General features: G+C 65.9%; 13 protein-coding genes. 4 read left to right on the top strand and 9 right to left on the bottom strand.

Annotated elements, in window-relative coordinates:
• Positions 1-29: 29 nt before the first annotated feature.
• The 4 genes from POS17_RS13520 to POS17_RS13505 form a co-directional block, all read right to left on the bottom strand.
• Complete coding sequence (locus POS17_RS13520; RefSeq protein ID WP_164990737.1) at positions 30-341, bottom strand: AzlD domain-containing protein; 312 nt, start codon at positions 339-341, stop codon at positions 30-32.
• Positions 341-1039 (bottom strand): AzlC family ABC transporter permease, encoded by a 699-nt coding sequence (locus POS17_RS13515; protein WP_060839022.1) that lies wholly within the window; start codon positions 1037-1039, stop codon positions 341-343. Before POS17_RS13515 ends, POS17_RS13520 begins: the two co-directional genes overlap by 1 nt.
• 409 nt (positions 1040-1448) lie before the next feature.
• Complete coding sequence (fabV, locus tag POS17_RS13510; RefSeq protein ID WP_060839021.1) at positions 1449-2645, bottom strand: enoyl-ACP reductase FabV; 1197 nt, start codon at positions 2643-2645, stop codon at positions 1449-1451.
• A 277-nt stretch (positions 2646-2922) separates the two neighbouring features.
• On the bottom strand, positions 2923-3954 hold the full coding sequence (locus POS17_RS13505; protein WP_060839020.1) for a lysozyme inhibitor LprI family protein: 1032 nt from the start codon (positions 3952-3954) through the stop codon (positions 2923-2925).
• Between the two features lie 173 nt (positions 3955-4127).
• On the opposite strand from POS17_RS13505, the gene POS17_RS13500 reads away from it, so the two are divergent.
• From POS17_RS13500 to POS17_RS13485, 4 genes are all read left to right on the top strand, one after another.
• Complete coding sequence (locus POS17_RS13500) at positions 4128-4877, top strand: substrate-binding periplasmic protein (RefSeq protein WP_060839019.1); 750 nt, start codon at positions 4128-4130, stop codon at positions 4875-4877.
• Positions 4874-5467, top strand: coding sequence for a hypothetical protein (locus POS17_RS32305; RefSeq protein WP_060839018.1), 594 nt, complete (start codon positions 4874-4876; stop codon positions 5465-5467). Before POS17_RS13500 ends, POS17_RS32305 begins: the two co-directional genes overlap by 4 nt.
• A gap of 22 nt (positions 5468-5489) precedes the next feature.
• Positions 5490-5759, top strand: a complete 270-nt coding sequence (locus POS17_RS13490) for a hypothetical protein (protein WP_060839017.1) — start codon at positions 5490-5492, stop codon at positions 5757-5759.
• Between the two features lie 138 nt (positions 5760-5897).
• Positions 5898-6710, top strand: coding sequence for a DeoR/GlpR family DNA-binding transcription regulator (locus POS17_RS13485; protein ID WP_060839016.1), 813 nt, complete (start codon positions 5898-5900; stop codon positions 6708-6710).
• Positions 6711-6889: 179 nt separating this feature from the next.
• Here POS17_RS13485 and POS17_RS13480 read toward each other — a convergent pair whose 3' ends face one another.
• The 5 genes from POS17_RS13480 to otnK all read right to left on the bottom strand — a co-directional run bounded on the left by POS17_RS13480 (position 6890) and on the right by otnK (position 12679).
• Positions 6890-7957, bottom strand: a complete 1068-nt coding sequence (locus tag POS17_RS13480; RefSeq protein WP_060839015.1) for an alpha/beta fold hydrolase — start codon at positions 7955-7957, stop codon at positions 6890-6892.
• Positions 7958-8282: 325 nt separating this feature from the next.
• On the bottom strand, positions 8283-9080 hold the full coding sequence (gene otnI, locus POS17_RS13475) for a 2-oxo-tetronate isomerase (RefSeq protein ID WP_060839014.1): 798 nt from the start codon (positions 9078-9080) through the stop codon (positions 8283-8285).
• 21 nt (positions 9081-9101) lie between these two features.
• Positions 9102-10565: a GntT/GntP/DsdX family permease gene (locus POS17_RS13470; RefSeq protein ID WP_060839013.1), complete on the bottom strand. Its 1464-nt coding sequence runs from the start codon at positions 10563-10565 to the stop codon at positions 9102-9104.
• A gap of 186 nt (positions 10566-10751) precedes the next feature.
• Positions 10752-11390: a 3-oxo-tetronate 4-phosphate decarboxylase gene (gene otnC, locus POS17_RS13465; RefSeq protein ID WP_060839012.1), complete on the bottom strand. Its 639-nt coding sequence runs from the start codon at positions 11388-11390 to the stop codon at positions 10752-10754.
• Positions 11387-12679 (bottom strand): 3-oxo-tetronate kinase, encoded by a 1293-nt coding sequence (otnK, locus tag POS17_RS13460; protein WP_060839011.1) that lies wholly within the window; start codon positions 12677-12679, stop codon positions 11387-11389. The genes otnC and otnK overlap by 4 nt, the downstream gene beginning before the upstream one ends.
• Positions 12680-12687 lie beyond the last annotated feature (8 nt).

Below are 12687 nucleotides of genomic sequence, written 5' to 3'. Positions count from 1 at the left end.
AAAGCTGCACAGGCTACCGCAATCCTGCCTCAGAGCCACCAGCGCAGAAGGAAAAAGAACCCCATGCTCAGCAGCATGCTGACCAGGGTATTGCGGGTGTAGATCACCAGCACGATGGCCACCAGGGAGCTCGAAAGGTAGGGATTGTCCCAGTGCAGGTTCAACTGCTGATCGGGCATGAACACGATCGGCCCGCAGATCGCCGTGAGCATGCCCGGCACGGCAAAACCGAGGAACTGCCGCGCGTTGCTGCTCAGGCGCAGCGGCAGGCGCGGTTCGAGAAACACGTAGCGATTGAGAAAGACCAGCAGGCCCATGCCGAAAATCACTGCCCAGACCATCATGCGCGCCCCCGATACAGCTTGTTGCAGACAAAACCCGCACTCATCCCCGCCAGCCCCGACAGCACCAGGGCCGAGCCCCAGTGCCAGTAGCTGAACAGCACCGAGCAGAACAGCGACACCGCGACACAGACCACGGTGGGCACATTGCGCACCAGCGGCGTGATCAGGGCGATGAAGGTGGCGGCGATGGAAAAATCCAGGCCCAGGTGTTCCAGGCCGGGAATGCTCTTGCCCAGCACGATGCCCAGCAGGGTGAACAGGTTCCAGGCCACGTAGAAGGTCAGGCCCACGCCCAGGGCGTACCAGCGGTCGAACTGCTGCTTGTCGTGGGCGCTGGTCAAGGCGAACAGCTCGTCGGTGAGCAGAAAGCCCAGGCCCACCCGCCAGCGCCCGGGCAAGGGCGAGATCACCGAGCGCATGCTCATGCCGTAGAGCAGGTGCTGGGAGGTCAGCAGCAGCGTGGTCAACAGGATCGAGAAGATCCCCGCCCCGCCCTTGAGCATGCCGATGGCCACCAGTTGCGCGGCACCGGCGAAGACGATGCTCGACAGCCCCTGGCCCTGCAGCGGCGTGAGATTGGCCTCGATGGCCATGGAACCGGCCAGCAGCCCCCAGGGCGCGGTGGCCAGGGACAGCGGCATGATGGCAATGGCACCGCGGATAAACGCGGCGCGGGGCAGAAGAACGCTGGACATAACACCCTGCACACAGATGACGGACGCTGACTGTGCCAGCTGGTACGGCGCCTGACTTGAACGATCTTGCGCAATTGCCCACCGCCGCGCTTTTTTTGCAACCACCAAGTAACGCAGGAGCGAGCTTGCTCGCGATGCACTCAAGAACGCCGCGTTGCCCCCGTGAACGCGGCGTTTTCGTTGACCACCATCGCGAGCAAGCTCGCTCCCACCCTTGATCAAGCGCCCGGACTGATCAGGCTGGCGGCGCGAACCGCAGCGGCCGCTGGCTTGCCAGCGAAGGCGTCTCCAAGACCAGCACAAGACCTGCGGGCCTCTTCGCCAGCAAGCTGGCTCCTACGGGAAACAGGGGGATGCAAACGACAACGCCCCTCACGAGGGAGGGGCGCTGGCTGATGCTACGAGCGGATTACAGCTGGATCAGGTTGCTGATCTTCACGTCCGGATCGACGTCGGCTTCGTAGTCGACCCCTTCGATCTCGAAACCGAACAGGCGCAGGAACTCATGCTTGTAACCGACGAAATCGGTCATTTCGTAGAGGTTCTCGCTGGTGACCTGGTCCCACAGCTGCTTGACCCGATCCTGGACTTCGGGTTGCAGTTCCTTGTAGTCGGCACGCAGGCGGCCTTCCTGGTCGATCACCGGCTCGCTGTTGTACAGGCTGTCCTTGTACAGGCCGTAGACCTGCTCGATGCAACCTTCGTGGCTGCCCTGCTCCTTCATCACCTTGAACAGCAGCGACAGGTACAGCGGCATGATCGGGATCGCCGAGCTGGCCTGGGTGACCACGGCCTTGAGCACCGACACCCGAGCGTCGCCGCCCAGGTCGGCCAGTTGCTGGCGCATGCCGATGACTTTCTGGTCCAGGTCCTTCTTGGCTTCGCCAATCGAACCGTTCCAGTAGATGTCGTGGGTCAGCTTCTCGCCCAGGTAGGTAAAGGCGGTGGTTTTCGCGCCTTCGGCCAGGACACCGGCGTCGTGCAGGGCGTCGATCCACATCTGCCAGTCTTCGCCGCCCATCACCGCCACGGTGCCGTCGATCTCTTCCTGGGTCGCCGGTTGCAGGGTGGTTTCCTTGACGATTTCCTTGTCGGTGTCGACACCGCGCAGGGTCACGGACTTGCCCAGGGGCTTGAGGGTCGAGCTCAGCACTTCACCGGTCTTGGGGTGGGTGCGGCGCGGGGCGGCCAGGCTGTAGACCACCAGGTCGATCTTGCCCAGGTCGCGCTTGATGGTTTCGATGGTTTCGGCCTTGACCGCGTCGGAGAAGGCGTCACCGTTGATGCTCTTGGCGTACAGGCCCTTTTCTTCGGCGAACTTGTGGAACGCCGCGGTGTTGTACCAGCCGGCGGTGCCCAGCTTGCCGTCAACGCTGCCGCGCTCGAAGAACACGCCCAGGGTGTTGGCACCGCAGCCAAAGGCGGCGGTGATCCGCGCGGCCAGGCCGTAGCCGGTGGAGGCGCCGAGTACCAGTACGTTCTTCGGCCCTGCGTCGATGGCGCCCTGCTGGGTGACGTAATCGATCTGCTGCTTGACGTTGGCTTCGCAACCCACCGGATGGGTCGTCACACAGATAAAGCCGCGAACGCGGGGTTTGATGACCATTCACAATCTCCCAATTTCAATGTGCCAGGCGCCGGTAACGGCGGCGGCAGTGTCACTTGCTAAGGTCGTAGACGCTCACAATGGCTTCGCGTCACCAACTGATGGAATTTGCCCGGCAGGCCGAGGCTTGGCGCCCCCGTGCCGGCACCCTCGGGGCGACATCCAGGCGGCCAGGGCCGAGACTCTAGCAGCTGCACCGGCAGGCTTGTGCATCCACTCGGCGAAATTTCTGCAGCCACGTTCATCAACAGATGATGAAGTCCGGCCGGCCTGTGCTTCAGGGCATCCTGTCCAGCGGCAGTTGCTGGCCCTGGCTGCGCGCCTCGTACCAGCGCTGTACCACGTCCGGCAGGCGCTGCTTCCACGCAGGCTCGGTGGTGTAGTAGCGCACCCGCACTTCATCGGCGGGGCCCACCACTGCCAGCAGCGCGACCCACAACTCACCCTGGGCACCGCGCACGAAAATCGCCGCATGGGTGGTAGCCAGCCCCTGCAGCCACATATCGGTGACCTCGGCGCCCGGAAGCTCGGCCGAGGTGTCCTGGGAGAACACCGAGCCGCTGTCGAGCAGGGTCTGGTAATCCTGTTGCAGCAGCTTGCGGGCTCGCTGGTCTTCTGCCTCGGTACGCACCAGCGCGGTGGACAGCAAATCGTACTGGTTCTCCAGGATTTGCCGGGAGGCCACATAGAGTCCGTCGTAATACACCCCCGAACCGGCGCCGCAGGCATAGGCATCGCCCTCCTGGGTCACCTGCAACAGACCGTTGCGCGGGGTGAAGCGCAGCTTGCAGCCCTCGACGCCGTAGCGGGCTTCACCGTCCTTGAGCTGCAGCTTGCCCGCCAGCGCACCGGAATTGGCGCCGCCCATGTCCGACAGGTCGAAGCTCAGACGATCCTCGCCGCTGCGCCGGATCACCAGCTCACCGCCGTAGAACGGGCTGACCGAGACCCGCTGCCAGGTGCCCTGCCAGCTGAACGGGATGTTCACATAGCGCAGCACCGTCAGCCGGCTCAGGTATTGGCTGCGCAGACAGCCCAGATCGGCCTGGCACTGGTCGCGCTGCTTGAGCCATTCACGCTGGCCCAGGCGCAGCGCCTTGGGGTCCTTGGCCTCGGCCAGGGCGGCCGTCCAGGCCTTGCCCAACCGGCTGTCCAGCCCGGCGGTATAGGGGTCGGCGCAGATGGCCTTCTCACTGGCACTGGCGGCCTTGGCGCAGTCGAAACTGCTGGCCTGGGCGCCCTGGCCACAGGCCAGCAGCGCCAGCAGCAAGCCACTGGCTCGCAGGGGATGAACAAGGGGGGCGAACATGGGTCGATTCCATTCAACGAAGGCCGCGCCAGGATACCTGCAGCAGAGCCATCTGCCGACGACAAAATCGCCCCGGCATGGCCCGCCAAGGCACGCGGCAGGCCCGCAGTTTTAGCGCGACAGGCGGCAACCAGTCGTACTAAGCTCTGGTTTTTATCCCCCAAGGGCACTGCATGAAATGGATGCTGCAGGCACTGTTGCCGCTGTTGAGCCTCACCGCTCAAGCCGGTGAGTTGCGCATGCTGACCGACAACCACCCGCCGCTGCACTTTCAGCAGGGCCCGCACATGACGGGCTTCGCAGTGGAGGTGGTGCAAGCCCTGGCGCAACGCACCGGCGACCCGGTGCAGGTGCAGCAACGCCCGATGCTGCGCGCCCTGCGCGATGCCAGCGAGGACGCCGACACCGCGGTGTTTACCATCCTGCGCACCCAGGAGCGTGAATCCCGCTACCAATGGGTCGGCCCGCTGATGCGCACCGAAACCGCGCTGTACACCCGCAGCGGCGACACTCCGCCGATCAGCGACCTGAGCCAGGCCCAGGGCCAGATCGCCGTACCGCGCAAATGGCTGGTCTACAGCTACCTCAAGCAGCAGGGCCTGGACAACCTGTGGGGCGTCGACAGCCCGGAAATCATGATGCGCCTGCTGCAGATCGGCCGCGTGCAGTACGTGGTCGCCGACACCATGAGCGTCAGTACCTTCGCCAGCAATGTGGGCCTGCCCTTCGAACAGTTGCGCTACCAAATGCCGCTGATGCACCAGGACGCCTACATCGCCTTCTCGCCCAAGGTCGATGCAGCCCAGGTGGCCCGCTGGCAGCGGGCCCTGGACGCGATGAAAGACGATGGCAGCCTGCAAGCGTTCATGCAGCGCTGGCATATCGATCGCACGCCCCCACAGGTGGGTGAATTCAAGCCATGACCCGCCTTGTCCAATGGAGCGCCATGCCCCATCAACTGGCACTCAACTGCCCGCAATGCGGGGCCCAGGCGCGCTTCGACTTCGTCGTCTCCAGGCCCATCGCGCGCAAGGTCGATGTGCCGTTCTTCGCCGCCCATCCACTGCTGGACTATCGGCAAGAGCAGGACAGCTGCGGGCACTACCGTCACTACGCCCTGTACTTTCCCGGCCTGCACGGCGACCCGACTCACAGCCTGGGTCCGCTGCCCGAAGGCTACCTGGCCAGCCACTGGCAGTGTTCACCCTACTGGTATCGCGATCACGGCCTGGACCTGGGCTCGCTGGCCTGCGAACACTGCCGGTACTCAGCGCGTCACACGCTCAACTGGCCGAGCGAGGCCTATTTTTCCGTGGCCTACAAAGGCCAGATGCTCTGGGCCTTCAACCGCGAGTCGGCGCTGGCCCTGCACGACTACCTGGAGTCAGCGCAACGCGATCCCGGCGGCTATCCCTGGCGCAGCTTCCTGCTGCACATCCCGGGGGCCTTCAAGCACCGCAAGGCGCGCCAACCGCTGACCCGCCTACTTAAACGACTGCTGATGCCGGGCTGAGCCCCGCGCCAAGGAATGTTCCATGCCGACCTTTACCCCTGCCCGCCCGCTGCATCGCCTCCATTGCGCCGGCTGCGGCTGGCACCTGGCGATACTCGGCCAGAGCGAGGCCAGCGTGCGCAAATGCCCCTGGTGCGGCAGCCATGAATTCAGCGACCAGCCCCCCAGCCGCAGCGGCGCCGGGCAGGTCCTGCAATGCAAACACCATGGCCCGGTGGTGGTGCAGGTGCTTGACGACAACATCGACAGCCAGGACTTTCTCGACAATCTGTATTGCCCGTTCTGCCCCTGACCCGTAACGAACTGGCTCGCTGATTCTGCGAAGCGTTTTCTGACGCGCACACGGCACTAAATCTCGTCCACGGCAGCTACATTCGCTACTATGGCGTGCCGATTTCTGCCTTTGCCGACCCGCCAAACCGGAGCTTCAATGCCTACCCCCAAGGACCTTGCCAGCGACAGCGGCGCGCCGATGATTCCCGAGCAGCGCCGCGAGCAGATCCTGCGCCAGTTGCGCAAGCATCAGGTGCTCAGCGTGCATCAGTTGATGGAGATGTTCGACTGCTCGCACATGACCGTGCGCCGGGATATCGCCCTGCTGGAACAGGAAGGCCGCGCCCACTCAGTGACCGGCGGCGTGCGCATCGCCAGCCAGTTGCACAGCGAGCCCAGCCACCAGTCCAAGGCGGTGGTGGAACTGCCGCAGAAGCAGGCCATGGCCAAGCTCGCGGCGGGCCTGTTGCACGCGGACATGACGGTCTACCTGGACGCCGGCACCAGCACCCTGGAGATCGTGCCCTACATCAAGGCGCTGTCGGGGATGACCGTGATCACCAACGATTTCGGCGTGGCCCAGGCCTTGATGGAGGCGCCCCAAGTCACGGTGATTCACACCGGTGGCCAGTTGGATCACTCCAACCATTCCTGTGTCGGCGGGCTGGCGGTGGCCACCCTGCGTCAGGTGGTGACGGACATCGCCTTTATCTCCACCAGTTCCTGGGACCTGCGCCGGGGCATCACCACGCCCTCGGCATTGAAGGTCGAGGTCAAGCAGGTGGCGATGCAGTCGGCGACCCAGGCGGTGCTGGTGGCCAGCAGCTCCAAGTACGGCACCTTCGGCATGTACAAGATCGCCGAGCTAGAGCAGTTCGACATCATCATCAGCGACGCCGCCCTGGCCCCGGCGGCAGCGGACGGGATTCGCAAGCACGGGGTGGAATTGCTGCTGCCGGCACAATCCTGAGTCAGCGGTAACCCCCAACACGTGCAATCCGTGGCGACGGCGCGTGCTCCCGCGCGTCTGCGCAGCAGACGCAATGCCTGATGCCCCTCAACGCCTGAAAGGTTGCGCCGTCCGGGTTTGGGGCGGCTGCGCCGCCCAGCGGGAGCAAGCTCCCTCGCCACCCAGAGCGTGCATGGCCGCTAGCGGGGTTTCTCGGTTTCGGCCATGAACTGCCCCAGCTCGCGGGCGTAGAACCGGGCCATGCCGGTGGTGCCATGCCCGCGGGTTTCGGCGCTGGCGGGAATCAACAGCAGGCGAGCATCTTTCACTTGCTTGAGCGCCGCTTGCAGGGTGCCGGTTTCCGGCGGGTTGCGCTCATCGTCCGCCGAGTTGATCACCAGCACCGGGGCCTGGATCCGGCCCAGGCCCGGCGCGGCGTTGTAGTCCGCCGAGGACTGCCACTGGTAGATAAAGTCGTTGGCATCGGCGCTCTGTGGCGCCTTGAGGCGCTCATCCACCAGCTTGTCGGCCTGGGCCCGGGTCGGCGCCAGCGCCTGATAGGCCAGTGTGCCGCCGCTGGTGCCGGTGGCGAACAGGGCGTTGGCCAGGCGCAGGGACGGCGGCTGGACCCGATAGTTGCCGTTGTCCCAGGCCGGATCCTGCTTGATCGACTCCACCAGCAGGCGGCGCATCATCCAGTTGCGCGACGCCATCTCGGTGGGCTGAGAGGCCATGGGCACCAGGGCGTCCATCATCTGCGGCCAGTTCTGGCCCCAGAGCCAGGTCTGCATGCCGCCCATGGAATTGCCGATGATCAGCCGCAGGTGCTTGATCCCCAGCCCCTCGGTGACCAAGCGGTACTGGGCCTGGACCATGTCGTCGTAGTTGTACTGGGGAAAGCGCGCACGCAGGCCATCGGAAGGCTTGCTCGACTGGCCGACACCAATGCCGTCGGTGGCAATGATGTAGTACTTGCTCGCGTCCAGAGGCTGCCCCGGGCCGAACAGTTCACCGCCAAAATCCTTGCTCAGCAGGTCGCTGGCCGGCCGGTAGGTGCCGTGCAGGTAGAGGATCGCCGGGTGCTTGGGGTTGCCCAGGGTGATGTAGTGCAGTTTCAGGTTGGCCAGCTGTTCGCCGTTGTGAAAGGTGAATTGCGGGGCGACCCAATCGCCCTCGGTGGCCGGCGGCAAGCTCGCGGCCACGGCCAGGGACATACCACCCAGGGACAGAATCAGGCCGAACGCGGCCCGGCAGACAAGACGCTGCATGAAAAAACTCCTGTGTTTATCGCTACGAATCATCGCAAGCCGTTCGTGGCCTGCGTACCCTCTGTAGCCGCTGCCGCAGGCTGCGCAAGGCACCGCAGGGGCCTCGGCGGTCGCGGAATCGCTGCGAGCCTGCGGCTCGTTCGCAGCCTTCGGCAGCGGCTACATAAAGCGATGCGCGAAGGCCCGCAGGGGCCTCGGCGGCCGGGGAATCGCTGCGAGCCTACGGCTCGTTCGCAGCCTTCGGCAGCGGCTACATAAAGCGATGCCCGCAGGGCCTTGCGCGACGTTCCCCAGATGCCTTTTCCTGCGCAACCTGCAGCAGCGGCTACACCGCCGAGCCTTGGCACGCCTGCCAGTCGCGCAGCCATTGCAGGCCGGCGGAGGTGTCGCCACGCGGGCGGTATTCGCAACCGACCCAGCCGTCATAGCCGAGCTCGTCCATCAATTGGAACAGGTAGGGATAGTTCAACTCGCCAAGGTCTGGCTCGTGACGATCCGGCACCCCGGCGATCTGGATATGGCCGATGCCCGGCAGATCCCGCCGCAGTTTTACCGCCAGGTCGCCTTCGACGATCTGGCAGTGGTAGCAGTCGAACTGCACCTTGAGGTTGGCCGCACCCACTTCCTTGCAGAGGGCCTGGGCCTGGTCCTGGCGATTGAGGAAGAACCCCGGCATGTCCCGGGTGTTGATCGGCTCCAGCAGCACGGTGACTCCGACCTTGGCCGCCTGGGTCGCGGCGTGGGCCAGGTTCTCCAGGTACACCCCGTGATGCCGGGCGCGGTCGCTTTCCGACGGCAGCAGGCCGGCCATCACGTGGATCCGTGAATTGCCCAGCACCGCAGCGTACTCCAGGGCCTTGTCGAAACCCTGGCGGAACTCCTGCTCGCGTCCGGGCAGGGAGACGATGCCCCGCTCCCCCGCCGCCCAGTCACCGGGCGGCGCGTTGAACAGGGCCTGCTGCAGGCCGTTATCGTCCAGGCGCTGTTTCAGTTGCGCGGGGCTGTAGTCGTAGGGAAACAGGTATTCCACCGCGCTGAAACCATCGGCCGCCGCAGCGGAAAACCGCTCAAGGAAGTCATGTTGCGGGTAGAGCATGCTGAGGTTGGCAGCAAAACGAGGCATGGGAACTCCTGGGACAAAGGGTCAGACAAACGGCCAGATCAGCAGGGTAATACAGAACCCCAAGGTGCCGAGCAAGGTGGTAATCACGGTCCAGGTGCGCAGGCCATCGGCGACGTTGAGCCCGGCCAGCTTGGTGAAGATCCAGTACCCGGCGTCGTTGATATGGGACATGGCCAGCCCGCCACCGCCCATGGCCAGGCACAGCAGGGCCATGTGGTTGGGGCTCAGGTTAAGGGTGGCGATCAGCGGCGCGATGATCCCGGCCGTGGTCACCAGGGCCACGGTGGTGGAGCCCTGCACGGCGCGCAGCAGCATGGTCAGCAAGAAGCCCAGGGCCAGGACCGGCAGCCCGGTGGTGCGCAGCAGGTCGGAGACCACCGCGCCGATCCCGGTGTCCACCAGGACCTTGCCGAACACCCCGCCGGCACCAGCGATCAGGATCACCATGGCCACGCCGGGCAGCGCCGAGCCGATCACATCGGACACCTGGCTGCGGCTCCAGCCACGGCGCGAGCCCAGCAGCCAGGCACAGAGCAAGGTGTCCAGCAGCAGCGCCACCAGCGGCGCACCCAGTACCGTGAGCACCCCGCGCAGGGCGGACTCCACCGGCAGCAACGAGGTGGCCAGGGTGCCCAGCAGGATCAGCACGATGGGCAGCAGGATCAGGCCGACGATCAGGCCGAACCCCGGTGGTGGCGCCGGCGGCAGTTTCGCCGCCAGGCTGCCGGTGGATTCCTCCAGGCCCATATGGGCCACGGCCGCCACCGCTTGCGGGCTGGCCGGCTGTGCGGCGCCGTTGTTCCAGGCCGCGAGGTCTTCATTGGTGACGTGCGGGCCATAGACTTCGGCGCGGATGTCGTCGGTCATCGGGTAGTTGCGCCGGGTCATGCGCCCCGCCACGCGGTAGCCGACGTAGCACAGCAGCGCGGTCAGCGGCAGGCCGAACATCAGCACCCGACCCAGGTCCGCCCCCAGCTGGCTGGCCGCCGCCACCGCGCCCGGATGGGGCGGCAGGAAGGCGTGCACGGTGAGCAGCGCGGCGCACATCGGCAAGGCGAACACCAGCAGCGGCTTGCGCGCACTGCGGGCCACGCCGTAGGCCAGCGGCATGAGGATGATCACCCCGACTTCGAAGAACACCGGCACGCCGATGATGAAGCCGGCCATGGTCAGGGCCAGGGGCGTGCGGCGGTTGCCGAAGCGCTCGATCAGGGTCTTGGCCAGGGCCTCGGCACCGCCGGACAGCTCGATGATGCGGCCGATCATGGCGCCCAGGGCGATGATGATGGCGATGTGGCCAAGGGTCTTGCCCATGCCGCCTTCGATGGTGGCCACCAGTTCCGCCGGTTTCACCCCGGCCACCAGCGCCACCAGGATGCTCACCAGCATCAGCGCGACAAAGGGCTGGAACTTGTACTTGAGCACCAGAAACAGCAGCAGGGCGATACCGGCCCCGGCGGTGATCATCAGAATCAGCGGGCTCATTGGCCAAGCCCTCCACATAGTGGCTGGCAGGTGTGGCAGGTGACGCTGGAACCCGTAAAGCACATGCAGTCATTCATCTCGGGAAGTCCTGTTGTTATTGTTTTTACCGGCAAGCCGCTCCCCACGGGAGTCCTGTCAAGGCTCCCGGGGACAGGCTTGCATCAAGCGTTGGCAGTCGTGCTGCGTTTACCAGGCGGCGCCGAAGGCGTCCCGCAGTTCATCCAGCGCGGTCTGGTCCAGAGGCGCCGGGCGCGGCTGGGTGAGCAACCACAGGCGCGCGGTTTCCTCCAGCTCCTCCAGGGCGTAGCTGGCCTTGGACACGCTGCTTTCCCAGACCACCGGGCCGAGGCGTTCGAGCATCACCCCGCGCACCCGGTTGGCCAGTTGCGCCACCTGCTCGGCGACCTTGGGCGAACCCGGACGCTGGTAGCCGATCAGTGGAATGTGCCCGACCTTCATCACCTGATACGGGGTCAGCGGTGGCAGGATGTCGTCGTCGCGCCAGACCCCGGCCAGGGTCAATGCCACCAGATGGGTGGAATGGGTGTGCACCACACCGCCCACCCCCGGATTGCGGTCATACACCTGGCGATGCAGGGCCAGGGTCTTGGACGGCTTGTCGCCGCTGACCCACTCCCCCGCCAGGTTGACCTTGGCAATCGCCGCCGGATCGAGGCGCCCGAGGCAGACGTCGGTGGGGGTGATCAGCCAACCATCGTCGAGCCGCGCGCTGATGTTGCCGGCGCTGCCCACGGTGTAGCCGCGCTGATACAGGCTGCGGCCGACGTCGCAGATTTCTTCGCGCAGAGCGTTTTCCCGGCTCATGGCTGACCTCCGGCCAGTTGGCCCAGGGCCTTGCTGAAAAAGTCGCGACCGCCGAAGTTGCCGGACTTCAGGGCCAGGGCCAGGGGCTCGCCGCCGCTACTGACCGTGGCCGGCACTCCGGGGTCGATCTGCGCACCGATCTGCAACAGGCGCACGCCCAGGGCCTTGACCACCGCCCCCGAGGTTTCGCCACCGGCCACCACGAAGCGGCGCACGCCGTTATCCCGCAGGCCCCGGGCGATCTCGCCCAGGGCGTTCTCCACCAGGGCCCCGGCGCGCTCCACGCCCAATTGCCGCTGCACCGCCTTGACCTGCTCGGGGGTGCTGGTGGCGTAGATCAGCACGGTGTCCTGCTGGGCCTGGACAAAGGCCAGGGCCTGGGCCACCACCGGTTCACCGGCCGCCAGGGCCAGGGGATCGATGCGTAGGGCTGGGCGCTCGGCTTCCAGCCAGGCGTCCACCTGGGCATTGGTCGCCGCCGAGGCACTGCCGGCCAGCACCACTTCGCCACCGGCCACCGGCGGCAGGCTCGCGGCGTCCAGGTCCCGCAGCTTGCCGGCGCGGCGGAAGTTCTCCGGCAGGCCCAGGGCCAGCCCGGAACCGCCGGTCAACAGCGGCAGGTCGGCGCAGGCCGCGCCGAGGGTATAGAGGTCGGCATCGGACAGCGCATCGGCAATCGCCATGGCGACGCCCTTGCCCCGCAGTTCGGCGATCTTCGCCCGCACCGCGTCCACGCCCTGGGCGACGCTGTCGTAACGCAGCAGGCCCACCGGCAGCACAGTCTGCGCTTGCAGCACCCGCACCAGGTTGGCGTCGGTCATCGGCGTCAGCGGGTGATGCTGCATGCCGGACTCGTTGAGCAACTGGTCCTGGACGAACAGGTGGCCACGGAAAATCGTCCGGCCGTTCTCCGGAAACGCCGGGCAAGCCAGGGTGAAATCGCTGCCCAGGGCCTTGAGCAAGGCCTCGCTGACCTGACCGATATTGCCCGCCGCGGTGGAGTCGAAGGTCGAGCAGTACTTGAAGAAGATCTGTTCGCAGCCCTGCTCGCGCAGCCAGTGCAGGGCCGCCAGGGATTCGGCCACCGCCTCGCCCACCGGCGTGGTGCGGGACTTCAGGGCGATCACCACGGCGTCGGCGTCCAGGCCGGCGGCCACTTCGGCGCTGGGAATGCCAATGCTCTGCACCGTGCGCATGCCGCCGCGCACCAGCATGTTGGCCAGGTCGGTGGCGCCGGTGAAGTCATCGGCGATGCAACCCAGCAACGGGCGTGGAGTGGAAGTCGTCATCACAGGCT

Source organism: Pseudomonas sp. Os17 (assembly GCF_001547895.1).
Lineage (GTDB): Bacteria > Pseudomonadota > Gammaproteobacteria > Pseudomonadales > Pseudomonadaceae > Aquipseudomonas.
The sequence above is the reverse complement of the archived record's forward strand: the minus strand, read 5'-3'. Positions and strand labels throughout refer to the sequence as shown.

Excerpts from the sequence above, each read along its gene's own strand:
- POS17_RS13500 (WP_060839019.1), top strand. The coding sequence starts at position 4,128 with ATGAAATGGATGCTGCAGGCACTGTTGCCGCTGTTGAGCCTCACCGCT.
- POS17_RS13485 (WP_060839016.1), top strand. The coding sequence starts at position 5,898 with ATGCCTACCCCCAAGGACCTTGCCAGCGACAGCGGCGCGCCGATGATT.
- POS17_RS13520 (WP_164990737.1), bottom strand. The coding sequence starts at position 341 with ATGGTCTGGGCAGTGATTTTCGGCATGGGCCTGCTGGTCTTTCTCAAT.
- POS17_RS13470 (WP_060839013.1), bottom strand. The coding sequence starts at position 10,565 with ATGAGCCCGCTGATTCTGATGATCACCGCCGGGGCCGGTATCGCCCTG.
- otnC (WP_060839012.1), bottom strand. The coding sequence starts at position 11,390 with ATGAGCCGGGAAAACGCTCTGCGCGAAGAAATCTGCGACGTCGGCCGC.
- otnK (WP_060839011.1), bottom strand. The coding sequence starts at position 12,679 with ATGACGACTTCCACTCCACGCCCGTTGCTGGGTTGCATCGCCGATGAC.
- POS17_RS13480 (WP_060839015.1), bottom strand. The coding sequence starts at position 7,957 with ATGCAGCGTCTTGTCTGCCGGGCCGCGTTCGGCCTGATTCTGTCCCTG.
- POS17_RS13505 (WP_060839020.1), bottom strand. The coding sequence starts at position 3,954 with ATGTTCGCCCCCCTTGTTCATCCCCTGCGAGCCAGTGGCTTGCTGCTG.
- POS17_RS32305 (WP_060839018.1), top strand. The coding sequence starts at position 4,874 with ATGACCCGCCTTGTCCAATGGAGCGCCATGCCCCATCAACTGGCACTC.
- POS17_RS13490 (WP_060839017.1), top strand. The coding sequence starts at position 5,490 with ATGCCGACCTTTACCCCTGCCCGCCCGCTGCATCGCCTCCATTGCGCC.
- POS17_RS13515 (WP_060839022.1), bottom strand. The coding sequence starts at position 1,039 with ATGTCCAGCGTTCTTCTGCCCCGCGCCGCGTTTATCCGCGGTGCCATT.
- otnI (WP_060839014.1), bottom strand. The coding sequence starts at position 9,080 with ATGCCTCGTTTTGCTGCCAACCTCAGCATGCTCTACCCGCAACATGAC.
- fabV (WP_060839021.1), bottom strand. The coding sequence starts at position 2,645 with ATGGTCATCAAACCCCGCGTTCGCGGCTTTATCTGTGTGACGACCCAT.